The 25,359-nt window shown below is 72.2% G+C and carries 24 protein-coding genes; 21 read left to right on the forward strand and 3 right to left on the reverse strand.

Going from position 1 to position 25,359, the window contains the following annotated elements; genetic code table 11:
• The first annotated feature begins 138 nt into the window (after window positions 1-138).
• The 16 genes from pgsA to ACFU9E_RS31520 all read left to right on the forward strand — a co-directional run bounded on the left by pgsA (window position 139) and on the right by ACFU9E_RS31520 (window position 16,217).
• Entirely contained in the window at window positions 139-786 is a 648-nt protein-coding gene (pgsA, locus tag ACFU9E_RS31445; RefSeq protein WP_380685652.1) for a phosphatidylinositol phosphate synthase, read from the forward strand.
• Window positions 787-817: 31 nt separating this feature from the next.
• Complete coding sequence (locus ACFU9E_RS31450; RefSeq protein WP_380685654.1) at window positions 818-1,840, forward strand: phosphatidylinositol mannoside acyltransferase; 1,023 nt, start codon at window positions 818-820, stop codon at window positions 1,838-1,840.
• 67 nt (window positions 1,841-1,907) lie between these two features.
• Window positions 1,908-3,089, forward strand: coding sequence for a glycosyltransferase family 4 protein (locus tag ACFU9E_RS31455; protein WP_380685656.1), 1,182 nt, complete (start codon window positions 1,908-1,910; stop codon window positions 3,087-3,089).
• Window positions 3,090-3,158: 69 nt separating this feature from the next.
• On the forward strand, window positions 3,159-3,527 hold the full coding sequence (locus ACFU9E_RS31460; RefSeq protein WP_380685658.1) for a 5-carboxymethyl-2-hydroxymuconate Delta-isomerase: 369 nt from the start codon (window positions 3,159-3,161) through the stop codon (window positions 3,525-3,527).
• Window positions 3,528-3,556: 29 nt separating this feature from the next.
• The gene (locus ACFU9E_RS31465) at window positions 3,557-4,102 is read left to right on the forward strand and encodes a hypothetical protein (RefSeq protein WP_380685660.1); all 546 of its coding nucleotides are present in this window, start codon (window positions 3,557-3,559) and stop codon (window positions 4,100-4,102) included.
• A 178-nt stretch (window positions 4,103-4,280) separates the two neighbouring features.
• Window positions 4,281-5,192 carry a pyridoxal 5'-phosphate synthase lyase subunit PdxS gene (pdxS, locus tag ACFU9E_RS31470; RefSeq protein WP_350545123.1) on the forward strand — a complete coding sequence of 304 codons (912 nt, stop codon included), beginning with the start codon at window positions 4,281-4,283 and terminating at the stop codon, window positions 5,190-5,192.
• 89 nt (window positions 5,193-5,281) lie between these two features.
• Entirely contained in the window at window positions 5,282-5,899 is a 618-nt protein-coding gene (gene pdxT / locus ACFU9E_RS31475; protein ID WP_380690270.1) for a pyridoxal 5'-phosphate synthase glutaminase subunit PdxT, read from the forward strand.
• Window positions 5,900-5,991: 92 nt separating this feature from the next.
• Window positions 5,992-6,750 carry a YebC/PmpR family DNA-binding transcriptional regulator gene (locus ACFU9E_RS31480; protein WP_355374443.1) on the forward strand — a complete coding sequence of 253 codons (759 nt, stop codon included), beginning with the start codon at window positions 5,992-5,994 and terminating at the stop codon, window positions 6,748-6,750.
• A 118-nt stretch (window positions 6,751-6,868) separates the two neighbouring features.
• Window positions 6,869-7,420: a crossover junction endodeoxyribonuclease RuvC gene (gene ruvC / locus ACFU9E_RS31485; RefSeq protein ID WP_380687487.1), complete on the forward strand. Its 552-nt coding sequence runs from the start codon at window positions 6,869-6,871 to the stop codon at window positions 7,418-7,420.
• Window positions 7,417-8,028 carry a Holliday junction branch migration protein RuvA gene (gene ruvA, locus ACFU9E_RS31490; RefSeq protein ID WP_355374438.1) on the forward strand — a complete coding sequence of 204 codons (612 nt, stop codon included), beginning with the start codon at window positions 7,417-7,419 and terminating at the stop codon, window positions 8,026-8,028. Before ruvC ends, ruvA begins: the two co-directional genes overlap by 4 nt.
• Window positions 8,029-8,116: 88 nt before the next feature.
• Complete coding sequence (gene ruvB, locus ACFU9E_RS31495) at window positions 8,117-9,211, forward strand: Holliday junction branch migration DNA helicase RuvB (RefSeq protein ID WP_380687485.1); 1,095 nt, start codon at window positions 8,117-8,119, stop codon at window positions 9,209-9,211.
• A 273-nt stretch (window positions 9,212-9,484) separates the two neighbouring features.
• Window positions 9,485-9,910, forward strand: coding sequence for a preprotein translocase subunit YajC (yajC, locus tag ACFU9E_RS31500; RefSeq protein WP_380687483.1), 426 nt, complete (start codon window positions 9,485-9,487; stop codon window positions 9,908-9,910).
• A 145-nt stretch (window positions 9,911-10,055) separates the two neighbouring features.
• A complete protein-coding gene (gene secD / locus ACFU9E_RS31505) occupies window positions 10,056-11,870 on the forward strand; it encodes a protein translocase subunit SecD (protein WP_380687481.1) in 1,815 nt (604 codons plus the stop codon).
• A gap of 4 nt (window positions 11,871-11,874) precedes the next feature.
• Complete coding sequence (gene secF / locus ACFU9E_RS31510; protein WP_380687479.1) at window positions 11,875-12,984, forward strand: protein translocase subunit SecF; 1,110 nt, start codon at window positions 11,875-11,877, stop codon at window positions 12,982-12,984.
• Window positions 12,985-13,009: 25 nt separating this feature from the next.
• The gene (locus ACFU9E_RS31515; protein WP_380687477.1) at window positions 13,010-13,561 is read left to right on the forward strand and encodes an adenine phosphoribosyltransferase; all 552 of its coding nucleotides are present in this window, start codon (window positions 13,010-13,012) and stop codon (window positions 13,559-13,561) included.
• 238 nt (window positions 13,562-13,799) lie between these two features.
• A complete protein-coding gene (locus tag ACFU9E_RS31520; protein WP_380689936.1) occupies window positions 13,800-16,217 on the forward strand; it encodes a RelA/SpoT family protein in 2,418 nt (805 codons plus the stop codon).
• 100 nt (window positions 16,218-16,317) lie between these two features.
• Here ACFU9E_RS31520 and ACFU9E_RS31525 read toward each other — a convergent pair whose 3' ends face one another.
• Window positions 16,318-17,547 carry a DUF349 domain-containing protein gene (locus ACFU9E_RS31525; protein WP_380683394.1) on the reverse strand — a complete coding sequence of 410 codons (1,230 nt, stop codon included), beginning with the start codon at window positions 17,545-17,547 and terminating at the stop codon, window positions 16,318-16,320.
• Between the two features lie 265 nt (window positions 17,548-17,812).
• Window positions 17,813-18,646 carry a peptidylprolyl isomerase gene (locus ACFU9E_RS31530; RefSeq protein ID WP_380683393.1) on the reverse strand — a complete coding sequence of 278 codons (834 nt, stop codon included), beginning with the start codon at window positions 18,644-18,646 and terminating at the stop codon, window positions 17,813-17,815.
• A 281-nt stretch (window positions 18,647-18,927) separates the two neighbouring features.
• Here ACFU9E_RS31530 and ACFU9E_RS31535 point away from each other — a divergent pair, with 281 nt between their 5' ends.
• The 4 genes from ACFU9E_RS31535 (at window position 18,928) to ACFU9E_RS31550 (ending at window position 23,304) form a co-directional block, all read left to right on the forward strand.
• A complete protein-coding gene (locus ACFU9E_RS31535) occupies window positions 18,928-19,635 on the forward strand; it encodes an MBL fold metallo-hydrolase (RefSeq protein WP_380683392.1) in 708 nt (235 codons plus the stop codon).
• 11 nt (window positions 19,636-19,646) lie between these two features.
• Entirely contained in the window at window positions 19,647-20,909 is a 1,263-nt protein-coding gene (gene hisS / locus ACFU9E_RS31540) for a histidine--tRNA ligase (RefSeq protein WP_380683391.1), read from the forward strand.
• On the forward strand, window positions 20,906-22,696 hold the full coding sequence (gene aspS, locus ACFU9E_RS31545; protein ID WP_380683390.1) for an aspartate--tRNA ligase: 1,791 nt from the start codon (window positions 20,906-20,908) through the stop codon (window positions 22,694-22,696). The genes hisS and aspS overlap by 4 nt, the downstream gene beginning before the upstream one ends.
• Window positions 22,697-22,857: 161 nt before the next feature.
• Window positions 22,858-23,304 carry a GNAT family N-acetyltransferase gene (locus ACFU9E_RS31550; protein ID WP_380683389.1) on the forward strand — a complete coding sequence of 149 codons (447 nt, stop codon included), beginning with the start codon at window positions 22,858-22,860 and terminating at the stop codon, window positions 23,302-23,304.
• Here the strand turns inward: ACFU9E_RS31550 and ACFU9E_RS31555 are convergent.
• On the reverse strand, window positions 23,301-24,272 hold the full coding sequence (locus ACFU9E_RS31555; protein ID WP_380683388.1) for a LysR family transcriptional regulator: 972 nt from the start codon (window positions 24,270-24,272) through the stop codon (window positions 23,301-23,303). The two genes, ACFU9E_RS31550 and ACFU9E_RS31555, sit on opposite strands and share 4 nt — an antisense overlap.
• 271 nt (window positions 24,273-24,543) lie before the next feature.
• Between ACFU9E_RS31555 and ppk2 the strand changes: the two genes are divergently transcribed.
• Entirely contained in the window at window positions 24,544-25,329 is a 786-nt protein-coding gene (ppk2, locus tag ACFU9E_RS31560; RefSeq protein WP_380683397.1) for a polyphosphate kinase 2, read from the forward strand.
• Window positions 25,330-25,359: the final 30 nt, after the last annotated feature.

Below are 25,359 nucleotides of genomic sequence, written 5' to 3' on the forward strand. Positions count from 1 at the left end.
ATCCGGGGGCGGTGTGTGCCGGGGGAGGTCGGTGGGCGTGGCTACGATGGGTGCGCCGGATGGGCTGATCCATCGGGTCGTCTGCCGCGCATCTGGCCGCAGGCGGGTACCAGGGAGATCGGAGCGGTCGGGAAGGCCATGCTCAACAAATACGCGCGTGCCTTCTTCACACGTGTCCTGACCCCGTTCGCCGCGTTCCTCATCCGTTTGGGTGTGAGCCCGGACACCGTGACGCTGGTCGGCACGGCCGGTTCGGTGGCGGGCGCGCTGGTGTTCTTCCCGCGCGGGGAGTTCTTCTGGGGCACCATCACGATCACGCTGTTCATCTTCTCGGACCTGGTGGACGGGAACATGGCGCGGCAGCTGGGGCGGTCCACGAAGTGGGGGGCGTTCCTGGACTCGACGCTGGACCGGGTCGCCGACGCGGCGGTCTTCGGTGGTCTGGCGATGTGGTACGCGGGCAAGGGTGACAACAACCTGCTGTGCGCGGTCGCGGTGTTCTGCCTGGCGAGCGGGCTGGTGGTGTCGTACACCAAGGCGCGGGCGGAGAGCCAGGGGCTGCCGTGCGACGTGTCGGGGCTGGTGGAGCGGGCCGAGCGGCTGGTGATCAGTCTGGTGGCGGCCGGTGTGGCGGGTCTGCACACGTTCGGGGTGCCGTACGTGGAGTGGCTGCTGCCGGTGGCGCTGTGGCTGGTGGCGGTCGGCAGCCTGGTGACGGTGTTCCAGCGGATGCTGCAGGTGCGCCGTGAGGCGTTCGAGGCGGACCGCGTGGCGGCCGGAAGCTGAGAGGGGGCCCGCGGTGGAGGACCGAGTCGCGGTGAAGGACCGAGTGGTGGAGCGGCTGGTGTACACGGCGTACGCGGCGGGTTGGGGGGCGCTCAAGCACCTGCCCGAGCCGGTGGTGCGGGCGCTGTTCGACCGGCTGGCGGACTACGCGTGGCGACGGCGCGGCAAGCGGGTGCTGCAGCTGGAGGCGAATCTGCTGCGGGTGTGTCCGGAGGCGGACGAGGCCCGGCTGCGGGAGCTGTCGCGCGCCGGGATGCGCTCGTACATGCGGTACTGGCAGGAGTCGTTCCGGCTGCCGGTCTGGGGCCGCGGGCGGGTGCTGCGGGACGTGCGGGTGGACGGCTTCGAGCACGTGCAGCAGGCGCTGGACGCCGGGCGGGGCGTGGTGGCGGCGCTGCCGCACATGGGCAACTGGGACCTGGCGGGCGCCTGGGTGGCGAGCCGGGGGTACCCGTTCACGACGGTGGCGGAGCGGTTGAAGCCGGAGCGGCTGTTCGACCGGTTCGTGGCGTTCCGGGAGAGCCTGGGCATGGAGGTGCTGGCGCTGACCGGCGGCTCGGTGAGCGTGGTGGGCACGCTGGCGCGGCGGCTGCGGGCGGGGAAGCTGGTCTGCCTGGTGGGGGACCGGGACCTCTCGGAGGCGGGCATCGAGGTGTCGTTCTTCGGTGAGGCGACGCGGATGCCGGCCGGTCCGGCGGCGCTGTGCCAGCGGACCGGGGCGGCGCTGCTGCCGGTGTCGATCTGGTACGAGGGGCGGACCATGCGGGCGCAGGTGCACCCGGAGGTCGTGGTGCCGGCGCAGGGCGACCGGGCGGAGAAGACCCGGGTGATGACGCAGGCGATGGCCGGGGTGTGGGAGGCGGCGATCCGGGAGCACCCGGAGGACTGGCACATGCTGCAGCGCTTCTGGCTGGCCGACCTCCCGGTCCGTGAGACGGTGGAGGCGGGGGCGTCCCGGGCCGCGGGCGGCGCCCGTCCGGCCGTCCGGGAGCCCGCCGTCCGTCCGGCGGCGGAGGCGGCCGGGGAGCCGGCGGCCGAGGCGTCGGGGGCCTGAGCGCGCCCGTCCGCCCGACCGCAGTCCGTACCCGCACCCGCACCGCCCGCAGGATTCGAGGAGACCCGTGAAGATCGGCATCGTCTGCCCGTACGACTGGGACGTCCCCGGTGGTGTGCAGTTCCACATCCGGGACCTCGCCGAGCACCTGATCGGCCTGGGGCACGAGGTGTCGGTGCTGGCGCCGGCCGAGGACGACGAGGCGCTGCCGCCGTACGTGGTGTCGGCGGGGCGCGCGGTGGCGGTGCCGTACAACGGCTCGGTGGCGCGGCTGAGCTTCGGGATCCTGTCGGCGGCCCGGGTGCGGCGGTGGCTGCACGAGGGGCGGTTCGACATCCTGCACGTGCACGAGCCGGCCTCGCCGAGCCTGTCGATGCTGGCGGCGTGGTCGGCGTCGGGGCCGATGGTGGGCACCTTCCACACCTCGAACCCGCGCTCGCGGGCGATGATCGCGGCCTCGCCGATCCTGCAGCCGGGACTGGAGAAGATGCGGGCGCGGATCGCGGTGAGCGAGTACGCGCGGCGCACCCTGGTGGAGCACCTGGGCGGGGACGCGGTGGTGATCCCCAACGGCGTGGACGTGGGCTTCTTCGCCGGGGCGGAGCCGGACGAGCGGTGGAGCGGCGGTGCGGCCGAGGGGCGGCCGGGGACGATCGGCTTCATCGGCCGGATCAACGAGCCGCGCAAGGGGCTGCCGACGCTGCTGGCGGCGCTGCCGCGGATCCTCGCGGAGCGGCCGGGGGTGCGGCTGCTGGTGGCGGGAAAGGGCGATGAGGAGGAGGCGGTCGCCGGGCTGGCGCCGGAGGTCCGGGCGCAGGTGGAGTTCCTCGGCATGGTGAGCGACCGGGACAAGGCCCGGCTGCTGCGCAGCGTGGACCTGTACGTGGCGCCGAACACCGGTGGCGAGAGCTTCGGGATCATCCTGGTCGAGGCGATGTCGGCGGGGGCGCCGGTGCTGGCGAGCGACCTGGACGCGTTCAAGCAGGTGCTGGACGGCGGGGACGCGGGCGAGCTCTTCCCGGTCGAGGACGCGGACGCGCTGGCGCGCACCGCGCTGCGGCTGCTGGGGGATCCGGCCCGGCTGGAGGAGCTGCGCAAGGCGGCGTCGCGGCACGTGCGGCGGTTCGACTGGTCGACGGTGGGCGCGGACATCCTGGCCGTGTACGAGACGGTGACGGCGGGGGAGGCCGCGGTGGTGGAGGACGAGCGCAGCGGGCGGCGCGGCCGGTTCGGGCTGGCCCGGGACTGAACGGGCGGCGGGCGCGGTTAAGGTCGGACGGTTCCACCGTCCGCAGTCCCCGTGTCCCTGGAGGGCCCGATGCCGCAGATCTCCGTCGACTACTCCCCGAGCCTGGCCGGTTCCTTCGACCGCCGTGAGCTGGGCCTGGCGATCAACCGGCTGGCGGTGGAGACCATCGCCGCCCAGCCGGAGGGCTGCAAGACGATCTTCCGGCCGACCGACCCGGAGGTCGTGGTCGGCTGGAGCGAGCGTCCCGAGGCGCAGGTGTTCGTGCAGTTCCAGATCTTCCCGGGGCGCAGCCCGGAGGCGAAGTCGGCGCTCACCGAGGGGGTGCTGGCGCTGCTGGCGGAGCGGGTGAAGCCGGCGCCGGGGGAGCGGCTGCACCTGGCGGTGGACGTGCGTGACATCGACCGCGACGCGTACCGGAACACCGCGATCGAGGGGTGAACCGGGGGCACCCGGTAGCGTAGCGCCCCGTGACTACCTGGATCTGGGCCGGCGTGGCCGTGGTGCTGTTCGGCATGTACCTGAGTTGGACGGCCGGAAGGCTGGACCGGCTGCACGCCCGGATCGACGCCGCCCGTGCGGCGCTGGACGCGCAGCTGGTCCGCCGGGCGTCGGTGGCGATGGAGCTGGCGACGTCCTCGCTGCTGGATCCGGCGGCGTCGCTGCTGCTGCTGGACGCGGCGCACGCGGCCCGTCAGGCGGAGGACGAGCAGCGCGAGGTGGCGGAGAGCCAGCTGAGCCTGGCGCTGCGGGCGGTGTTCGCGGAGTCGGAGCAGGTGGCGGCGCTGGTGGCGGAGCCGGGCGGCGAGGACGCGGTGCGGGATCTGACGGCGGCGGTGCGGCGGGTGCCGATGGCGCGGCGGTTCCACAACGACGCGGTGCGGGCGGCGCGGGCGGTGCGTGAGCACCGGCTGGTGCGGTACTTCCGGCTGGCGGGCAAGGCGCCGTTCCCGATGGCCTTCGAGATGGACGACGCGCCGCCGGTGGCACTCACTCCTGAGGGTGCTCCCGCCTAGGACGTGTCGTGCGGGACCTGTCCGTGGCACCCGCTCCACCTGCGGTGACGGCTTGCCCCGGATACGGCCTCTTTGTCGTATCCCACCGGAGCGGCTGGACTTGGTGGCGCATGGAGGGCCGGTTTCTTCCGCCTACCATAGGGCGATAGCACTGGTTCATCTTCGAGTGAGGTCTCACGTGTCCACCACCCCCACCACCGCAGACCAGCCGCAGATCGGTACCGCCCGGGTCAAGCGCGGCATGGCCGAGCAGCTCAAGGGCGGTGTGATCATGGACGTGGTCAACGCCGAGCAGGCCAAGATCGCCGAGGACGCCGGCGCTGTGGCCGTCATGGCCCTGGAGCGGGTGCCGGCCGACATCCGCAAGGACGGCGGCGTGGCGCGCATGTCGGACCCGAACATGATCGAGGAGATCATCGGCGCGGTCTCGATCCCGGTCATGGCGAAGTCCCGGATCGGCCACTTCGTCGAGGCCCAGGTCCTGCAGTCGCTGGGTGTCGACTACATCGACGAGTCCGAGGTGCTGACCCCGGCCGACGAGGTCAACCACTCCGACAAGTGGGCCTTCACCACCCCCTTCGTCTGCGGTGCCACCAACCTGGGCGAGGCGCTGCGCCGCATCGCCGAGGGTGCGGCCATGATCCGCTCCAAGGGCGAGGCCGGTACCGGCAACGTCGTCGAGGCGGTCCGCCACCTGCGCCAGATCAAGAACGAGATCGGCCACCTGCGCGCCCTGGACCACAACGAGCTGTTCGCCGCCGCCAAGGAGCTGCGCGCCCCGTACGAGCTGGTCAAGGAGGTCGCCGAGCTCGGCAAGCTGCCGGTCGTCCTGTTCTCCGCCGGTGGCGTGGCCACCCCGGCCGACGCCGCGCTGATGCGCCAGCTGGGTGCCGAGGGCGTCTTCGTCGGCTCGGGCATCTTCAAGTCGGGCGACCCGGCCAAGCGCGCCGCCGCGATCGTCAAGGCCACCACCTTCTTCGACGACCCGAAGATCATCGCCGACGCCTCCCGCAACCTGGGCGAGGCCATGGTCGGCATCAACTGCGACACCCTGCCCGAGAGCGAGCGGTACGCCAACCGCGGCTGGTAATGCGCTGTGGACGGCCCGCCGCGCGGTGAGATCATCGGCGCGGCGGGCCGCCGTGCGTCGTCGAGTTCGAGAGTCAAGAGGTACGAGAAGTGTCCACTCCAGTCATCGGCGTCCTCGCCCTCCAGGGTGATGTCCGCGAGCACCTGATCGCCCTGGCCGAGGCCGACGCGCTGGCGCGTCCGGTCCGTCGCGCGGAGGAGCTGGCCGAGGTCGACGCGCTGGTGATCCCCGGCGGGGAGTCCACCACGATGTCCAAGCTGGCCCTGCTGTTCGGCGTGATGGACCCGCTGCGCGAGCGGGTCGCCGCCGGCATGCCGGTGTACGGGACCTGCGCCGGCATGATCATGCTGGCCGACAAGATCCTGGACGGGCGCGAGGACCAGGAGACGGTCGGCGGCATCGACATGACGGTGCGCCGCAACGCCTTCGGCCGCCAGAACGAGTCCTTCGAGTCCGGCATCGCCTTCCGCGGCCTGGACGACGCCCCGGTGCACGGCGTGTTCATCCGCGCCCCCTGGGTGGAGTCGGTCGGCGCGGCCGTCGAGGTGCTGGCCGAGCTGCCGGCCGCCGACGGCCCGGAGAGCCGGATCGTGGCCGTGCGCCAGGGCAACCTGCTGGCCACCTCGTTCCACCCGGAGCTCACCGGCGACCACCGGGTGCACGCCTACTTCGTGCGCATGGTCGAGGAGCACCTCGCCGCCGCGTGACCGCGCGTAGGTGACCGTGTGCGGTCGGGCGGCGGCCGCACCGGTAAGATCTCATCTGTTCATTTCCCTTTGGCGACGTAAAGGAGCTGGCGATGTCCGGCCACTCTAAGTGGGCTACCACCAAGCACAAGAAGGCCGTGATCGACGCCAAGCGCGGCAAGCTCTTCGCCAAGATGATCAAGAACATCGAGGTGGCGGCGCGCACCGGCGGCCCCGACCCGGCCGGCAACCCGACGCTCTACGACGCCATCCAGAAGGCGAAGAAGAGCTCGGTCCCGATCGACAACATCAACCGCGCCGTCAAGCGCGGTGGCGGTCTGGAGGCCGGCGGAGCCGACTACCAGACCATCATGTACGAGGGCTACGGCCCGAACGGCGTCGCGGTGCTCATCGAGTGCCTCACCGACAACCGCAACCGCGCCGCCTCCGACGTGCGCGTGGCGATGACCCGCAACGGCGGCTCGATGGCCGACCCGGGCTCGGTCTCCTACCTGTTCACCCGCAAGGGCGTCGTGATCGTCCCCAAGGCGGACGGCGTGGACGAGGACAAGCTCTTCGAGGTCGTCCTGGACCAGGAGCCCGAGGAGATCAACGACCTCGGCGACTCCTTCGAGATCGTCTCCGAGGCCTCCCGGATGGTCGCCGTCCGCACCGCCCTGGTGGACGCCGGCGTCGACTACGACTCGGCCGAGGCCAACTTCCTGCCGAGCATGCAGGTCGAGCTGGACGTCGACGGCGCCCGCAAGATCCTGAAGCTGATCGACGCCCTGGAGGACAGCGACGACGTGCAGAACGTCTTCGCCAACTTCGACATCAGCGACGAGGTCGGTGCGCAGCTCGACGCCGAGTGATCGTGCCCCCTTCCGGCCCGGCGGTCCCCAGGACCGCCGGGCCGGTGTCGTTCGGGGCGCTGTCGGTGGTGACGGGTAGCCTTCGCAGGTCGGAGGAGAGCATGAGGGAGGGGGAGCCTTGGTACGGGTGCTGGGTGTCGACCCTGGGCTGACCAGGTGCGGCGTCGGCGTGGTCGAGGGCGCGCCGGGCCGGCCGCTGCGGATGGCCGGCGTCGGTGTGGTGCGCACCCCCGCCGAGGCGGAGATCGGGCACCGGCTGCTGCTGGTGGAGCAGGGCATCGAGGCCTGGCTGGACGAGCACCGGCCCGACCTGGTGGCGGTCGAGCGGGTCTTCGCCCAGCACAACGTCCGCACCGTGATGGGCACGGCGCAGGCCAGCGCGGTGGCGATGCTCTGCGCGACCCGGCGCGGCATACCGGTCACCCTGCACACCCCCAGCGAGGTCAAGGCCGCCGTCACCGGCTCGGGCCGGGCCGACAAGGCGCAGGTCACGGCCATGGTGCAGCGGCTGCTGCGGCTGGACGCGCCCCCCAAACCGGCCGACGCCGCCGACGCGCTGGCGCTGGCCATCTGCCACATCTGGCGCGGCGGCGCCGCCAACCGCCTGGAGGCCGCGATCCTGGCGGCCCGTACCAGCTCCCCGCACGGCCCGAGAGGAACCACCCGATGATCGCCTTCGTGCAAGGACCCGTGGCGGCGCTGTCCGGCGGCGTCGCGGTGGTCGAGGTCGGCGGGGTCGGCATGGCCGTGCAGTGCACCCCGAACACCATGGCCGGTCTGCGGCTGGGGGAGCCGGCCCGGCTGGCGACCTCGCTGGTGGTCCGGGAGGACTCGCTGACCCTGTTCGGCTTCGCGGACGACGACGAGCGGGCGATCTTCGAGATCCTGCAGGCGGCGCCGGGCGTCGGCCCCAAGCTCGCCCAGGCGATCCTCGGAGTGCACAGCCCCGACGCGCTGCGCCTCGCGGTCGCGAACGGCGACGAGAAGGCACTGGTGGCGGTGCCCGGCATCGGCAAGGCCAAGGCCGCCAAGCTGCTGCTGGAGTACAAGGACAAGCTGGGCGCCCCGCACGGCGCGGTCCCCGCGCAGAAGCCGGTCGCCACCGGGCCGGCGCCGTGGAGCGAGCAGCTGCACTCCGCGCTGGTCGGCCTCGGCTACGCGCCGCGCGAGGCGGACGAGGCGGTCGCCGCCGTCACCCCGCAGGCCGAGGCGCAGCCGGTGCCGGACGTCGGCGCGCTGCTGCGGCTGGCGCTGCGCGGACTCAACCGTTCTCGCTGAAGCCATCTGACGACCTGTCCTTTTGTCGACACCGCCGACAGCGACGGCGCCGACAGTGCCGCCGACACCGATGTGGGAGCCACCTCCGATGAGCCCGTACGACTCCGAGCCCGCCGACCGGCTGGTGACCGCCGCCGCCGACGGTGAGGACCAGGCCGTCGAGGCGGCGCTGCGCCCCCGGCTGCTGGACGAGTTCATCGGCCAGGAGCGGGTGCGCGAGCAGCTGTCGCTGGTGCTCCAGGCGGCCCGCCAGCGCGGCGCGGCCCCCGACCACGTGCTGCTCAGCGGCCCGCCCGGGCTCGGCAAGACCACCCTGTCGATGATCATCGCGGCCGAGCTGGGTGCCCCGATCCGGATCACCTCGGGGCCGGCGATCCAGCACGCGGGCGACCTCGCGGCGATCCTCTCCTCGCTCGCCGAGGGGGAGGTGCTGTTCCTCGACGAGATCCACCGGATGTCCCGGCCGGCCGAGGAGATGCTCTACATGGCGATGGAGGACTTCCGGGTCGACGTGATCGTCGGCAAGGGGCCCGGCGCGACCGCCATTCCGCTGGAGCTGCCGCCGTTCACCCTGGTCGGCGCGACCACCCGGGCCGGTCTGCTGCCGCCGCCGCTGCGCGACCGCTTCGGCTTCACCGGGCACATGGAGTTCTACGCGCCCGCCGAGCTGCAGCGGGTGGTGCACCGCTCGGCCGCGCTGCTGGACGTGGAGATCGACCCGGCCGGCGCCGCCGAGATCGCCGGCCGCTCCCGGGGTACGCCGCGCATCGCCAACCGGCTGCTGCGTCGGGTGCGCGACTACGCGCAGGTGCGGCACGACGGCGTGATCACCCCCGCGATCGCGGGCCGGGCGCTGGACGTCTACGAGGTGGACGCCCGTGGTCTGGACCGGCTGGACCGGGCGGTGCTGGACGCGCTGCTGCGGCTGTTCGGCGGCGGCCCGGTCGGGCTGTCGACACTGGCGGTCGCGGTGGGGGAGGAGGCCGAGACGGTCGAGGAGGTCGCCGAGCCGTTCCTGGTCCGCGAGGGTCTGCTGGCCCGCACTCCGCGCGGGCGGATCGCCACCGCCGCGGCCTGGCGGCACCTGGGGCTCACCCCGCCGGCGCAGCCCGGACGCGCCGCGGCGGCCCCCCAGCCGGAGCTGTTCGCCCCGGACGGGGACGGCGGATCGGGCCAGGGCTGACGACGCGCCGCCCGGTCAGGGCCGAACGGGTGATGGCGGAGCGTGTGCGGACCATGTGCGCCCGCCGCCCGGGGCGCCTGCAGAAGCCGGGGGAGAAGTCCGGGGAAACTGTGCAGGCGGAGGGTCGCCACTTTCGGCGGCAGGATGCGATGCTTGGCGTTGTCCGATCAGTTCGGGGTCGCCTAGACTCCGCCGGACCGCCCCTCTCACCCGACGGGACGACCAATACCACACAGGCCGCCGGCCGGCGGCCCGTAAAGGACCCTGGCTGCAGTGAACCTCATCATCCTCCTCCTCCCGATCCTCGCCATCGTGCTCATGTTCCGGGCGCAGAAGAAGCGCCAGGCGCAGATGACCCAGATGCAGACGGCACTCGAGCCGGGGGCGGGCGTGCGGACCATCGGCGGCCTGTACGCGCAGGTGAAGGCGATCAACGAGGAGACCGTCGAGCTGGAGATCGCGCCGGGCGTGGTCACCCACTTCACCAAGAGCGCGATCGCGGCGGTCCTGGAGCCCGCCGAGTACGACGCGATCATCAACGGTCGCCCGGCCGAGGACGAGGGGGTCGACGCCTCGGACGAGGACGTCGAGGTCGAGGCCGGGTCGGCCGACGCGAAGCCGCTGTCGTTCAGCAAGGACGACGCCGACAGGGGCGACGCGAAGGCCGAGGCCGAGGGCGGGGCTCCCGCGAGCAAGTAGTACGGTCGGGCACCCGCCCGGCTGCGCGGCGTTGTGCCGCGAGCCCACAGGACTCAGGGCCGCAGTTCCGCCATTACCCCGCCCAGCCGCGTGCTGGGCGGGGGTCGGTGGGGGGAAGTGGCATGGACAGGGAGAAACGAGCAAGGTGGCAACACCCAAGTCGCGCCCGCGCGACGGTTACCCAGGGCGGGCGCTGGCCCTCATCCTGGTCGTCACCGTCGGACTGGTCGCCCTCATGTTCGGGACGGGCAACACCAAGCCCCGGCTCGGTATCGACCTCGCCGGCGGTACCAGCATCACGCTGAGCGCGAAGTCGACCGACCCCAAGGCGATCAACAAGTCCAACATGGACATCGCCACCGGGATCATCGAGCAGCGCGTCAACGGTATGGGCGTCTCCGAGGCGGAGGTCCAGACCCAGGGCGACCGCAACATCATCGTGAACATCCCCAAGGGCGGTGACAAGCAGAGCGCCGCCGACCAGGTCGGCACCACCGCGAAGCTCTACTTCCGCCCGGTCCTGGCCCTGGCCCCCAGCGGCATCCAGGCCCCGGCGCCGACCGCGACCCCGTCCGCGGGCGCGACCGGCACCCCGAGCGCCGCCGCCACCCCGAGCGGGACCGCGGCCGCCACCGGTGCCCCGAGCGCCGCCGCGACCGGTACGCCGAGCGCGAGCGCCACCAAGCAGGGCCGCCCGGCCGGTGAGGCCCTCGCGGCCGACAACCCGACCACCCCCGCGGCCACCACCGCCGGTACCCCCGCCGCCACCGGCGCCCCGAGCGCCGCCGCGACCGACCCGGCGGCCACGCAGGACCTCTCCGCGGCGATGACCTCGGGCACCGTCCCGCCGGAGCTGGCCGCCCAGTTCGGCTCGCTGGACTGCACCAAGCCCGAGCAGCGCAACAAGAACTACCAGAGCGCCGAGGGCGCGCCGACCGTCGCCTGCACGCAGAAGGACGAGAACGGCGCCTACTACAAGCTGGCGCTGGGCCCGGTCGCGGTCATGGGGGCGGACGTCTCCAAGGCGCAGGCCACCATCGACACCCAGCAGGGCGGCGGCTGGCAGGTCCAGCTGCAGTTCAACGGCAAGGGCACCGACGCGTTCACCGCCGTCACCGGCCAGCTCGCCACCCAGCCCGACCCGACCAACCAGTTCGCCATCGTGCTGGACGGCCAGGTCGTCTCCCACCCGTACGTGCGCAGCGCCATCCCCGGCGGCTCGGCCGTGATCTCCGGCAACTTCAGCCAGACCGAGGCGCAGAGCCTCGCCAACGTGCTGAGCTTCGGCGCCCTGCCGCTGGAGTTCACCACCAGCGACGTCACCACCGTCTCCCCGCAGCTCGGCGGGGACCAGCTGAAGGCCGGTCTGGTCGCCGGTCTGATCGGCATGATCCTGGTGGTCGCCTACTCGCTGCTCTACTACCGGGGCCTGGGCCTGATCTCGATCGCCGGTCTGCTCGTCTCGGCGGCGCTGACCTACTCGATCATGAGCCTGCTCGGTGCGGGGATCGGCTTCGCGCTGAACCTGCCGGCGGTCTGCGGCGCGATCGTCGCGATCGGTATCACCGCCGACTCCTTCATCGTGTACTTCGAGCGCATCCGCGACGAGGTCCGCGAGGGCGCCCCGCTGCGCCCGGCGGTCCAGCGGGCCTGGCCGCGCGCCCGGCGCACCATCCTGGTGTCGGACTTCGTCTCCTTCCTCTGTGCCGCCGTGCTCTACCTGGTCTCGGTCGGCAAGGTGCAGGGCTTCGCGTTCACGCTGGGCCTGACCACGGCGCTCGACGTCGTCGTCATCTTCCTGTTCACCAAGCCGCTGATCACGCTGCTGGCCCGCCGGAAGTTCTTCTACGAGGGTCACCCGTGGTCCGGCCTGGACCCGAAGCGGCTGGGCGCCCGCCCGCCGCTGCGCAGCACCCGCCGTCGTTCCCCCTCGTCCTCCGCCGCCGTGAAGGGGGCCTGACACCGTGTCGCGCTTCTCCAATCTGGGCCACAAGCTCTACCAGGGCGAGGTCAGCTTCGACTTCGTCGGCCGGCGCAAGCTCTGGTACAGCATCTCCGCGGTGATCGTCCTGGTCGCCGGGATCGGCCTGGCGATGGGCCTGCACCTGGGCATCGAGTTCAAGGGCGGCTCGGTCTACACCGTGACCAAGCCCGGCCTGACGGTGTCGCAGACCCAGGAGGCGGTCGACAAGATCGTCTCCTCGCACCCGCTGGTGCAGTCGACCGACAACGGCAAGATCCGCATCCAGGTCTCCTCGGAGGACAAGACCACCTCCGCCGAGGTCACCGGCAAGCTCTCGCAGGAGCTCGGCGTCCCGGTCGGCGAGATCGAGGCCCAGGTGATCGGCCCCAGCTGGGGTGAGCAGATCTCCAACAAGGCGCTCACCGGTCTGGTCATCTTCATGATCCTGGTGACGATCTACCTGGCGATCGCCTTCGAGTGGCGGATGGCGGTGGCCGCCCTGGTCGCCCTCATCCACGACCTCCTGATCACCATCGGCGTCTACGCCCTGGTGGGCTTCGAGGTCACCCCGGGTACCGTGATCGGCTTCCTGACCATCCTCGGTTACTCCCTCTACGACACGGTCGTCGTCTTCGACACCGTGAAGGAGAACACCAAGGGGATCACCAAGCAGAACAAGCTCACCTACAGCGACGCGGCCAACGCGGGCCTCAACCAGACCCTGGTCCGCTCGCTCAACACCACCGTGGTCGCGCTGCTTCCGGTGGCGGCGCTGCTGTTCATCGGCGGCGGCCTGCTGGGCGCCGGCACCCTGAACGACATCTCGCTGGCGCTGTTCATCGGTCTGGCCGCCGGTGCCTACTCGTCGATCTGCGTCGCCACCCCGCTGCTCGCGCAGCTCAAGGAGGAGGCGCCGGAGATGAAGGCCCTGGCCAAGCGGGTCGCCCAGCGCCGCGCCGCCGACGCCAAGGCCGCCGCGGCCAAGGAGGCCGGCGAGGCGGGCGAGGCCGAGGAGATCGCCGACGAGGACCTGCCGGCGGGTATGGTCGGTCAGCGCGGGCGCCCGGCCGGCACCACGCGTGCCAAGGGCCGTCCGTCGACCAAGCGCTGACCGCCGCCGACCCTAAGGACCCTTCGTGACCACCGCCGACACCCCCCTGGCCGAGCTGCTCACCAGCCGGATCCGGGACGTCCAGGACTACCCGAAGCCGGGCGTGCTGTTCAAGGACATCGCGCCGCTGCTCGCCGACGCCGAGGCCTTCGGCGCGCTCACCCGGGCGCTCGCCGGCCGGGCCGCGGAGCTCGGGGCCACCAAGGTGGTCGGCCTGGAGGCGCGCGGTTTCGTCCTGGCCGCCCCGGCGGCCTTCGCGGCCGGGCTCGGCTTCGTGCCGATCCGCAAGCAGGGCAAGCTGCCCGGCGAGGTGTTCCGCCGCTCCTACGAGCTGGAGTACGGCTCGGCGACGCTGGAGGTCCAGTGCGACGCCTTCGCGCCCGGTGAGCGGGTGCTGGTGGTGGACGACGTGCTCGCCACCGGCGGGACCATCGGTGCCTCGCTGGACCTGGTCAAGGAGGCCGGGGCCGAGCTGGCCGGTGTGGTCGTGCTGATGGAGCTGGGCTTCCTCGACGGCCGCGCGCGGCTGGCGCCGCACCTGGGCGGCGCTCCGCTGGAGACGCTGGTCACGGTCTGAAGTCCCGTTGGGGCCCATCGAACGGCGGGCGGCGGTCGGAATGCTCCGGCCGCCGCCCGCCGTTGTGTCGGGCGTGTGTCCGCCACGTGTGCGGGCCCGGCCGACCGAACGTCCTGACGCCGGGCTCGGTACCATGAAGATTCATCCCCTCCCGGTTGCGCGGGCCGCGGCGCGAGCCGCGCGGCGCCCGCGGGGGGCAGGTCGAGTGCCCTGAGGAGTGTCCTTGCCCGACGAGGTTGTGCCCACGGCGGCCGAGGCCGCCCCCGAGAACCGGCCCACGCCCTCGGGGGCCACCCCGGCACGCCCGGCGCCGACCCCGTCCCGCTCGTCCGCCCCGGCCGGCCGGGCCGCCTCCGCCGGTGGCATGCGGGCCCGCCTCGCCCGCCTCGGCGGCCAGCGCTCCAGCGTGCTCAACCCCGTGCTGGAGCCGCTCTTCCGCTCCATCCGGGCCAATGACCCCAAGGCCGACCCGGCGCTGCTGCGCGACATCGAGAAGGCGTACGCGGTCGCCGAGAAGTGGCACCGCGGGCAGAAGCGCAAGAGCGGCGACCCGTACATCACCCACCCGCTGGCGGTCGCGACCATCCTGGCCGAGCTCGGCATGGACGCCCCGACCCTGATGGCGGGGCTGCTGCACGACACCGTCGAGGACACCGACTACGGCCTGGAGACCCTGCGCAAGGACTTCGGCGACTCGGTGGCCCTGCTGGTGGACGGCGTCACCAAGCTGGACCGGGTCAAGTTCGGCGAGGCCGCCCAGGCCGAGACGGTCCGCAAGATGGTCGTCGCGATGGCCAAGGACCCCCGGGTCCTGGTGATCAAGCTGGCCGACCGCCTGCACAACATGCGCACGATGCGCTACCTCAAGCGGGAGAAGCAGGAGAAGAAGGCCCGCGAGACCCTGGAGATCTACGCCCCGCTGGCGCACCGGCTGGGCATGAACACCATCAAGTGGGAGCTGGAGGACCTCGCCTTCGCGATCCTCTACCCCAAGATGTACGACGAGATCGTCCGGCTGGTCGCCGAGCGCGCCCCCAAGCGGGACGAGTACCTGGCGACCGTCATCGACCAGGTCCAGGGCGACCTGCGCGGCGCCCGGATCACCGCCTCCGTCACCGGCCGGCCGAAGCACTACTACTCGGTCTACCAGAAGATGATCGTCCGGGGCCGGGACTTCGCCGAGATCTACGACCTGGTGGGCATCCGGGTCCTGGTCGACACCGTCCGCGACTGCTACGCGGCGCTGGGCACCATCCACGCGCGGTGGAACCCGGTGCCGGGGCGGTTCAAGGACTACATCGCGATGCCCAAGTTCAACATGTACCAGTCGCTGCACACCACGGTGATCGGTCCCGGGGGCAAGCCCGTCGAGCTGCAGATCCGCACCTTCGACATGCACCGCCGCGCCGAGTACGGCATCGCCGCGCACTGGAAGTACAAGCAGCGCGCGGTGGCCGGCGCGTCCAAAGTGCGCACCGACACCCCCACCCAGACCCGCAAGGACGACAAGGCCGGCGCCGTCAACGAGATGGCCTGGCTGCGGCAGCTGCTGGACTGGCAGAAGGAGACCGCCGACCCCAGCGAGTTCCTGGAGTCGCTCCGCTTCGACCTGGCCAGCAACGAGGTCTTCGTCTTCACCCCCAAGGGCGACGTCATAGCCCTGCCGGCCGGGGCCACCCCGGTGGACTTCGCGTTCGCGGTGCACACCGAGGTCGGCTACCGCACCATCGGGGCCCGGGTGAACGGGCGGCTGGTGCCGCTGGAGTCGACCCTGGAGAACGGCGACACCGTCGAGGTGTTCACCTCCAAGGCGGAGAACGCCGGGCCGTCCCGGGACTGGCTGGGCTTCGTGAAGTCCCCGCGCGCCCGCAACAAGATCCGTGCCTGGTTCTCCAAGGAGCGCCGCGAGGAGGCGATCGAGCAGGGCAAGGAGGCCATCGCCCGCGCGATGCGCAAGCAGGGCCTGCCGATCCAGCGGATCCTCACCGGCGACTCGCTGGTCACCCTCGCCCACGAGATGCGCTACCCGGACATCTCCTCGCTGTACGCGGCGATCGGCGAGGGCCACGTCACCGCGCAGAGCATCGTCCAGAAGCTGGTGCAGGCGCTCGGCGGCGAGGAGGGTGCCACCGAGGACCTCGCGGAGACGGCCACCCCGACCCACGACAACCGGCGCGCGGTGCGCCGCCGGGCCAAGGGCGACCCGGGCGTGATCGTCAAGGGCGTCGAGGACGTCTGGGTCAAGCTGTCGCGCTGCTGCACCCCGGTGCCGGGCGACGCCATCGTCGGCTTCGTCACCCGCGGCAACGGCGTCTCGGTGCACCGCGCCGACTGCGTCAACGTCGAGGCGCTCAGCCAGCAGCCCGAGCGGATGATCGAGGTCGACTGGGCGGCCACCCAGTCCTCGGTCTTCCTGGTGGCCATCCAGGTCGAGGCGCTGGACCGCTCCCGGCTGCTCTCGGACGTCACCCGGGTGCTGTCCGACCAGCACGTCAACATCCTGTCGGCGGCGGTGCAGACCTCCCGCGACCGGGTGGCGATGAGCCGCTTCACCTTCGAGATGGGCGACCCCAAGCACCTGGGCCACGTCCTCAAGGCGGTCCGCGGCGTCGAGGGCGTCTACGACGTCTACCGCGTCACCTCGGCCCGCAAGTAGCCGCGCCGCACGGTCCGCACGAGCCCGACGCGGCCGTGCGACGCGAAGGGCCCCCGGGGATCGCTCCCCGGGGGCCCTTCGCGTGGTGTCCGCGGCCGGATCAGCCGCTGAACTCCTCCTGGCTGCGGTGCGCCTGCTCCAGCAGCTCCTGGACGCCGGCCAGCTCGGACTCCAGCTTGGCCGCCTTGGCGGCGTTGCCGGCCGCGCGGGCCTTGTCCAGGTCGGAGCGGAGCTTGTCCGCCTTGGCCTCGAACAGGCCGACCATGCCGGCCGCACGGGCCTTGGCCTCCGGGTTGGAGCGCTTCCACTCGGCGTCCTCGGCCTCGCGGATGGCCCGCTCGACCGCGTTCAGCCGGCCGTCCAGCTTCGGGCGGACGTCGCGCGGCACGTGGCCGATCGCCTCCCAGCGCTCGTTGACCTCGCGCAGCGCCGCCTTGGCCGCCTTGAGGTCGGTGATCGGCAGGATCGTCTCGGCCTCGGCCGCCAGTGCCTCCTTGAGCTTCTGGTTGGCGACCTGCTCGGCGTCACGCTCGCTGAACACCGCGCTGCGCGCCTGGAAGAAGACGTCCTGGGCGCCGCGGAACCGCGCCCACAGCTCGTCCTCGACGTCGCGCTGGGCGCGGCCGGCGGCCTTCCAGCGGGCCATCAGGTCGCGGTAGCCGGCCGCGGTGTCGCCCCACTCGGTCGACGAGGAGAGCGCCTCGGCCTCGGCGACCAGCTGCTCCTTGGTGAGCCGGGCCTGCTCGCGCTCGGCGTCCAGCGCCGCGAAGTGCGACTTGCGGTGCTTGGAGAAGACCGAGCGGGCGTGCGAGAAGCGGTGCCACAGCTCGTCGTCGCTCTTGCGGTCCAGCCGGGGCAGGCCCTTCCAGGTGTCCACCAGGGCGCGCAGCCGGTCGCCGGCCTCCCGCCACTGGGTGGACTCGGCGAGCTGCTCGGCCTCCGCGACCAGCGCCTCCTTGGCGGTGCGGGTCTCGTCCTGGGCCTTGGCCCGGGCCGCCTTGCGCTCCTCGCGACGGCTCTCGATCTGGCCGGCGAGCGTGTCCAGCCGCTGGGCCAGTGCCGCCAGGTCGCCCACCGCGTGCGCCTCGGTGACCTGCTCGCGCAGGTGCTCCAGGGCGGCCTGGGCGTCCTTGGCGGCCAGGTCGGTGGTGCGCACCCGCTTCTCCAGCAGGCCGATCTCCACCTCGATGCCCTGGTACTTGCGCTCGAAGTAGGCGAGCGCCTCCTCGGGCGAGCCGGCCTGCCAGGAGCCGACGACGCGTTCGCCGTCCGCGGTCCTGACGTAGACCGTGCCCTGCTCGTCGACACGGCCCCACGGGTCGCTGCTCATAGCGCGTCCTCCACATGACGTCGCGCCCGCGCCGGGGCGGTACGCGTCCGTCGTCCACAGTTGATGTGCGGCGGACCGATGAGTCCGCCGTCCCCGTCCGCCGTGTTCTTCTGCTGCCGAGGGTGACGGCCGGCGGGTCTGGGCACCCTATACAACGCCAACATAGGCGACCAGGCCCGGTGCTGTCCGCATCCGGGCCGGGCGATTTCGGTCCGGGGCGGTCCGGGGGCGCCGCGACGGCGCTCCAGGACCGCCCCGGAGCGGGTCAACCCTTCGCGGCGGTCACCGAGTTGAGGGTGACGTCGGCCATCGGGTGGCCGTCCCCGCCGCCCTCCAGGGTGCCCGCGGCGGCGATCTTCTGGAGCACGTCCAGACCGCCGGTGATCGTGCCGAACGGGGTGTAGTTCGGCGACAGCTCGGTGTCCTTGTAGACCAGGAAGAACTGGCTGCCGTTGGTGCCCGGGCCGGCGTTGGCCATCGCCACGGTGCCGGCCGGGTACTTGGCGCCGGTGAGGTTCTCGTCGGCGAACTTGTAGCCCGGGCCGCCGGTGCCGCCCGGAGCGGTGGCGCTGGCGGTCGGGTCGCCGCACTGCAGCACGAAGATGCCGCCGGTGGTGAGCCGGTGGCACTTGGTGTGGTCGAAGTACTGCTCGCCGGCCAGGAAGGCGAAGGAGTTCACCGTGTGCGGCGCCTTGGCGGCGTCCAGCGCCAGCGTCACCTTGCCGCAGTTGGTGTCCAGGGTCACGTTGTACGTGGCCTTGGTGTCGACGGTCAGGGCCGGCTCGGCCTGCCACTTCTTGCCGTTCGGGGTGCCCGGCGCCGGCTCTCCGCAGCCCTCGACCGGCTTGCGGGTCGGCACGCTGGGCTCGGTCGGGGTCGGCGCGGCCTGCGCGGTGGCGCCGTCCTTCTTCTTGTCGTCCGAGTCGAAGGCGCCGGTCGCGAAGAGGGTGCCGCCACCCGCCAGCACGACCACGGCGAGTGACGCGCCGAGGATCGTGTTGCGCCGCTTGCGCGCGGCCGCCGCGGCGACCCGGCGCTCCTGCTGGCGCTCGTACTTATCCCGGGCGAGCTGCCGCCGTCGCTGTTCGCTGCTGACCACCGGCTCTGTCTCCTACGGATGTGCTGATCGCGGATGTGGGGGCTTCGTCTGTGTGCGACGCCGATGCGGATCATCGCACTCATCGGCGGCCAAGTGTAGGGACCGCGACCGTAAGAACGGGGTGAACCGTTCAGCTCGAAGTGAACCTGTCACGCCCATCTGGTTCGCAACCGGGCCCGCACCGCCGGTAGGCTGCCCCTACATCACAGTTCGTAGCCGCAGCCGAAGCCGCCACGGCGAGGAACGCCGAAGACCCCGAAGACCGACACCGAAGGACGCGCGTGTTCATCGCCGGATTCCCCGCTGGAGCCTGGGGCACCAACTGCTACCTGGTCGCGCCGGGGCCGGGCGAGGAGTGCGTCATCGTCGATCCGGGGCACCAGGCCGCCGCCGGCGTCGAGGAACTGGTCCGCGAGCACCGGCTCAAGCCGGTCGCGGTGCTGCTCACCCACGGCCACATCGACCACGTCGCCTCCGTGGTCCCGGTCTGCGGCGCCAAGGGCGTGCCGGCCTGGATCCACCCCGAGGACCGCTACATGATGAGCGACCCGGAGAAGGCGCTCGGCCGCTCCCTGGGCACCCAGCTGATGGGCGAGCTGACCGTCGGCGAGCCCGACGACGTGCGCGAGCTCACCGACGGCAGCGTGCTGGAACTGGCCGGCCTGTCCCTCACCGTCGACCACGCCCCCGGCCATACCAAGGGGTCGGTGACGTTCCGGACGCCCGGCGCCGAGGACCTTCCCCCGGTGCTCTTCTCGGGCGACCTGCTCTTCGCCGGCTCCATAGGGCGAACCGACCTCCCGGGCGGGGACGGCGAGGCGATCCTGCGCTCGCTGGCCCGGGTGTGCCTGCCCCTCGACGACGCCACCGTGGTCCTCTCCGGCCACGGCGGACAGACCACCATCGGCCGCGAGCGCGCCACCAACCCCTACCTCCGGCAGGCAGCGGGGGCGGCCGGCGCCCCGGCTTTCCCGCGACGAGGAATGTGACGGAAGAGAAGTTGAGCACCTTCACCGCCCCCAAGGGCACCTACGACCTGCTGCCGCCCAGCTCGGCGACCTTCCTGGCGGTCCGCGAGGCGATCGCCGCCCCGGCCCGCCGGGCCGGCTACGGGTACATCGAGACCCCGGTCTTCGAGGACGTCAAGCTGTTCTCGCGCGGCGTCGGCGAGTCGACGGACATCGTCAGCAAGGAGATGTACACCCTCACCACCAAGGGCGGCGACGAGCTCGCGCTGCGCCCCGAGGGCACCGCCTCCGTGCTGCGCGCCGCGCTCCAGGCCAACCTGCACAAGCAGGGCAACCTGCCGGTCAAGCTCTGGTACTCCGGCTCCTACTACCGCTACGAGCGGGCGCAGAAGGGCCGCTACCGCCAGTTCTCGCAGGTCGGCGCGGAGGCGATCGGCGCCGAGGACCCGGCGCTGGACGCCGAGCTGATCATCCTGGCCGACGACGCCTTCCGCGCGCTCGGCCTGAGCGACTACCGCCTGCTGCTCAACAGCCTCGGCGACAAGCAGTGCCGCCCGGTCTACCGCGCCGCCCTGGTCGAGTTCCTGGCCGGCCTGGACCTCGACGAGGACACCCGCCGCCGCGCCGAGATCAACCCGCTGCGGGTGCTGGACGACAAGCGCGCGGACGTGCAGGCCCAGCTCGGCGGCGCCCCGATGCTGCGCGACTACCTCTGCGAGGACTGCAAGGCCTACGACGAGAAGGTCCGCGAGCTGCTGACCGCGAACGGCGTCGCCTTCGTCGACGACCCCAAGCTGGTCCGCGGCCTGGACTACTACACCCGGACCACCTTCGAGTTCGTGCACAACGGCCTCGGCGCCCAGTCCGCGATCGGCGGCGGCGGCCGCTACGACGGCCTGTCCGAGATGATCGGCGGCCCGGCGCTGCCCTCGGTCGGCTGGGCGCTCGGCGTGGACCGCACCTTCCTGGCCCTGGAGGCCGAGGGCGTCACCCTCGACCTGCCGGCCGCCACCTCCGTCTACGCCGTCGCGCTCGGCGAGGAGGCCAAGAACGTCCTGTTCGCCAAGGTGATCGAGCTGCGCCGGGCCGGCGTCGCCACCGATCTCGCCTTCGGCGTCAAGAGCATCAAGAACGCCATGAAGTCCGCCGACCGTTCCGGCGCCCGCTTCGCCCTCGTCGCGGGGGAGCGCGACCTCGCCGAGGGCGTCGTCCAGCTCAAGGACCTCACCACCGGCGAGCAGAACCCCGTCGCCCTCGACGCACTCGTCACCACCCTGAAGGAGAAGCAGCTGTGATCCGCACGCACGACGCGGGCACGCTCCGCCCGGAGCACGCAGGCACCACCGTCACCCTGGCCGGCTGGGTCGCCCGCCGCCGCGACCACGGCGGCGTGGCCTTCATCGACCTGCGCGACGCCTCCGGCACCGTGCAGATCGTGGTCCGCGACCTCGACTCGGTGCACGGCCTGCGGGCCGAGTACTGCGTCAAGGTGGTCGGCGACGTCCGGGTGCGGCCCGAGGGCAACGAGAACCCGGACATCCCGACCGGCGCCGTCGAGGTCGTCGTCAGCGAGATCGAGGTCCTCTCCGAGGCCGCGCCGCTGCCGTTCCCGGTCGCCGAGTACGAGCCCGGCACGGTCAACGAGGAGGTGCGCCTCCGTTACCGCTACCTCGACCTGCGCCGCGAGGGCCCGGCCAAGGGCCTGCGCCTGCGCTCCAAGGTCAACAACATCATCCGCCGGGTGATGGAGGAGAACGACTACCTCGACATCGAGACGCCGTACCTCACCCGCTCCACCCCCGAGGGCGCCCGCGACTTCCTCGTCCCGGTCCGCCTGCAGCCCGGCCACTGGTACGCCCTGCCGCAGTCGCCCCAGCTGTTCAAGCAGCTGCTGATGGTGGCCGGCATGGAGCGCTACTACCAGATCGCCCGCTGCTTCCGCGACGAGGACTTCCGCGCCGACCGCCAGCCGGAGTTCACCCAGCTGGACATCGAGGCCTCCTTCGTCGACCAGGAGGACATCCTGGCCCTCGGCGAGAAGATCATCGGCGCCGTCTGGCGCGAGGTCCACGGCTACGAGATCCCGAACCCGCTGCCGCGGATGACCTACGCCGACGCCATGGGCCGCTACGGCTCGGACAAGCCGGACGTCCGCTTCGGCCAGGAGCTCACCGACCTCACCGGGTACTTCAAGGGCACCGACTTCCGGGTCTTCCAGGCCCCGTACGTCGGCGCCGTGGTCATGCCCGGCGGTGCCTCGCAGCCGCGCAAGCAGCTCGACGCCTGGCAGGACTGGGCCAAGGCGCGCGGCGCCCGCGGCCTCGCCTACGTGCTGATCGACGCCGAGACCGGCGAGCTGCGCGGCCCGGTCGCCAAGAACCTCTCCGAGGAGCACCTGGCCGGCCTGGCCGCCGCCGCCGGCGCCAAGAACGGCGACGCGATCTTCTTCGCGGCCGGCAAGGAGCGCCCCTCCCAGGAGCTGCTCGGCGCCGCCCGTCTGGAGATCGGCCGCCGCTGCGAGCTGATCGACGAGTCCCAGTGGGCCTTCCTGTGGGTCGTCGACTTCCCGATGTTCGAGCCGATCGAGGACGACAAGGGCGCCTTCCAGGGCTGGCACGCCGTGCACCACCCCTTCACCGCCCCCACGGCGGAGTCGCTGGCCACCTTCGACACCGACCCGGGCAGCGCCCTGTCCAACGCCTACGACCTGGTGCTCAACGGCTCGGAGCTGGGCGGCGGTTCGATCCGTATCCACCAGCGGGACGTGCAGAAGCGGGCGTTCGACGCGATCGGCCTCTCCGAGGAGGAGGCGGCCTCGCAGTTCGGCTTCCTGCTGGACGCCTTCAACTACGGCCCGCCGCCGCACGGTGGTGTCGCCTTCGGCCTGGACCGGATCGTCACCCTGCTCGGTGGGTACGACACCATCCGGGACGTCATCGCCTTCCCGAAGACGTCCACCGGCGGCGACCCGCTGACCGGCGCCCCCACCCCGATCACCCCGGCGCAGCGGCGAGAGGCCGGCGTGGACGCCCAGCCGAAGGCCCGCGAGGACGGCAAGTCGGAGGGCCAGCCGAAGGCCTGACACCCCGTCGGCCGACATCGGCTAACCTTTCACGGCCCCGGACGGTTTTCCGCTGTCCGGGGCCGGTCCACAACGGTGTGCGACAAAGAGAGGGTTCCCCTGTGAAGGTCAGTACCAGGATCGAGTGTCCCGAGGACGCGCCCGCCACCAGACGTGTTCACATGGCCGCCTTCCCCGGCCCCGACGAGGCAGACCTGGTCGACGCACTGCGCCGCGACCCGGCCTGGCTGCCCGACCTGTCGGTGGTCGCGGTCGACGACTCCGGGCTGGTGGTCGGCCACGCGCTGCTCACCCGGCTGCGGGTCGGCGAGGGCCGGGGGCTGGCGCTCGCGCCGGTCGCCGTGGCTCCCGAGTGGCAGCGCAAAGGCGTCGGCGAGCTGGTGGTCAGGGCCGCGCTGACGGCCGCCGAGGAGGCCGGCGAGAAGCTCGTCGTCGTGCTCGGCGATCCCGACTACTACGGCCGTTTCGGCTTCATCCCGGCCCAACGGCACGAGGTGAGCGGTCCGTTCGAGGTGCCCGGGGAGTACTTCCAGGCGCTCGCGCTGCCCGCGTACGACGGCTCCCCGCGGGGCCTGTGCCACTACCCCGAGCCCTTCGAGGCCGTCTAGCCCCCAGCCCCAGCCCGACGGCCGGCCCCTGGCCAGCCCGACGGGGCCGTCCGGGCCGAGCGAGCCGGCTCTCCTCCGAGACCTATCGTGGCGCGGCAACTGCGCACGAACGCGGTCATGGCGGGCGTCGGCTTCCGGTCCTTCGGCCAGTACAGCCCGACCTGGCTCGGGCTCAACCCTCGCACCGGCCGGTACGCGACATCCTCGCGCGGTGCCAGCCGACTCATCGTCTCCGGGGCGAAACCGACACCCTGGCCGCACACCACCGCGGCCAGCCACTCGTCGGTGTTGTGCGCCACTGCGCCGATCCGCACAGGTCGCCCGCCCCGCTCCCGGACCGCCAGCCAGTAGTCGCGCCAGTGCCCGGCCTCGTGCGGGATCGCCACGAAGGGCTCGTCGAGCAGCTCCTCGAAGTCGATCACCGCACGGGCGGCCAGCCGGTGCCCGGCCGGCAGCGCCGCGCAGCGCGCCTCCTCGCCCAGCACGGCCACCCCGTACCGCTCGGAGAGCGACGGCGGAGCGTGCCAGAGCGTCAGGTCGATCTCGCCGGAGGCCAGGCCCGAGGTCGGGTCGAACCAGTTGTTCTGCCGCAGTTCCACCTGCCAGCCCGGCATCCTGCGGCCGAAGTCCGTCACCGTGCGCCGGGACATCAGGTTGATGATGCCGCCCTCGAATCCCACCCGCAGCGTCGAGCCCTGGTCCGCCGCGGCCGCCCGGGTGGCGCGCAGCGCCTCCTCCCAGCCCGCCAGCAGCGCCCCGGCGTGCGCGGCCAGCGCCCAGCCGGCCCGGGTGGGGGCCATGCCGCGCCGCGACCGTTCGAACAGCTCCACCCCGAGTTGGCTCTCCAGCTGGCGGATCTGTTTGGTCAGCGTCGGCTGGGAGACGAACAGCCGGGCCGCCGCCGCGGTCAGCTGACCCTCCTCGCAGACCGCGGCGAAACTGCGCAGCAGGCGGGTGTCGACATCCATGCCCCCAGGTTATGGAACCGGAAATTGGACCCGTCCGGCAGGTCTGGGTCATGGTTGGTCGCTCGGTCCTCGGACCGGCCCACGGGGGAGCCGGGCAGCGGCGGTTCAGGGGGCGGCCGCTGCCCGGCCGGTCCCCCCGACCTGCGGGAACCGGTTCCAGGACGTACGGTGAAGGGTCATCAGTACCCCACCGAACGGAGGCCCCCGGGTGGCAGCGAAGGCCCAGCACGAGCAGAGCGCCGCGGACGGGCGGACCGGCCCGGGCGAGCGCCTGGCGAGGAAGCCCTACGAGCAGGAACTGCTGCGGCTCCAGCACGAGCTGGTGAAGCTCCAGGAGTGGGTGCGCGCCGAGGGCGCCCGGCTGGTGGTGGTGTTCGAGGGGCGCGACGCGGCCGGCAAGGGCGGCGCGATCAAGCGGGTGACGGAGTTCCTGAACCCGCGCATCGCCCGGGTCGCCGCGCTGCCCGCGCCCACCGAGCGCCAGCGCACCCAGTGGTACTTCCAGCGCTACGTCGAGCACCTGCCGGCCGCCGGGGAGATCGTGCTGTTCGACCGCAGCTGGTACAACCGGGCCGGGGTGGAGAAGGTGATGGGCTTCTGCACCGAGGAGGAGTACTGGCAGTTCCTGCAGCAGTGCCCGACCTTCGAGCGGATGCTCACCGAGTCCGGCCTGCTACTGCGCAAGTACTGGTTCTCGGTCAGCGACACCGAGCAGCAGCGGCGCTTCCGGGACCGTCTTGAGGACCCGATGAAGCGGTGGAAGCTCTCGCCGATGGACGTCGAGTCGATCAGCCGCTGGGAGGACTACTCGCGGGCCAAGGACGAGATGTTCCTGCACACCGACACCCCGGACTCGCCGTGGAACGTGGTGGAGAGCGACGACAAGCGGCGGGCCCGGATCAACATGATCGCCCACCTGCTCTCCACCCTGCCCTACCGCGAGGTGAAGCCGCCGCGGATCGAGCTGCCGCGGCGCCCGGCCTCGCGCGGCTACCAGCGGCCCCCGCGCGACCTCCAGCGCTACGTCCCGGACCACGCGGCGGGCCTCGGGGAGTAGTGGCGCGGGGGCGGCGCGGGCGCCGGCCGG

Source organism: Kitasatospora sp. NPDC057595, from assembly GCF_042800875.1.
Taxonomy (GTDB): domain Bacteria; phylum Actinomycetota; class Actinomycetes; order Streptomycetales; family Streptomycetaceae; genus Kitasatospora.

Bases quoted from the DNA above. Each gene is read 5' to 3' on its own strand.
- pgsA (WP_380685652.1), top strand. From the start codon at position 139: ATGCTCAACAAATACGCGCGTGCCTTCTTCACACGTGTCCTGACCCCG.
- ACFU9E_RS31460 (WP_380685658.1), top strand. From the start codon at position 3,159: ATGCCGCAGATCTCCGTCGACTACTCCCCGAGCCTGGCCGGTTCCTTC.
- ACFU9E_RS31480 (WP_355374443.1), top strand. From the start codon at position 5,992: ATGTCCGGCCACTCTAAGTGGGCTACCACCAAGCACAAGAAGGCCGTG.
- ruvA (WP_355374438.1), top strand. From the start codon at position 7,417: ATGATCGCCTTCGTGCAAGGACCCGTGGCGGCGCTGTCCGGCGGCGTC.
- ruvB (WP_380687485.1), top strand. From the start codon at position 8,117: ATGAGCCCGTACGACTCCGAGCCCGCCGACCGGCTGGTGACCGCCGCC.
- ACFU9E_RS31525 (WP_380683394.1), bottom strand. From the start codon at position 17,547: ATGAGCAGCGACCCGTGGGGCCGTGTCGACGAGCAGGGCACGGTCTAC.
- ACFU9E_RS31550 (WP_380683389.1), top strand. From the start codon at position 22,858: ATGGCCGCCTTCCCCGGCCCCGACGAGGCAGACCTGGTCGACGCACTG.
- ACFU9E_RS31555 (WP_380683388.1), bottom strand. From the start codon at position 24,272: ATGGATGTCGACACCCGCCTGCTGCGCAGTTTCGCCGCGGTCTGCGAG.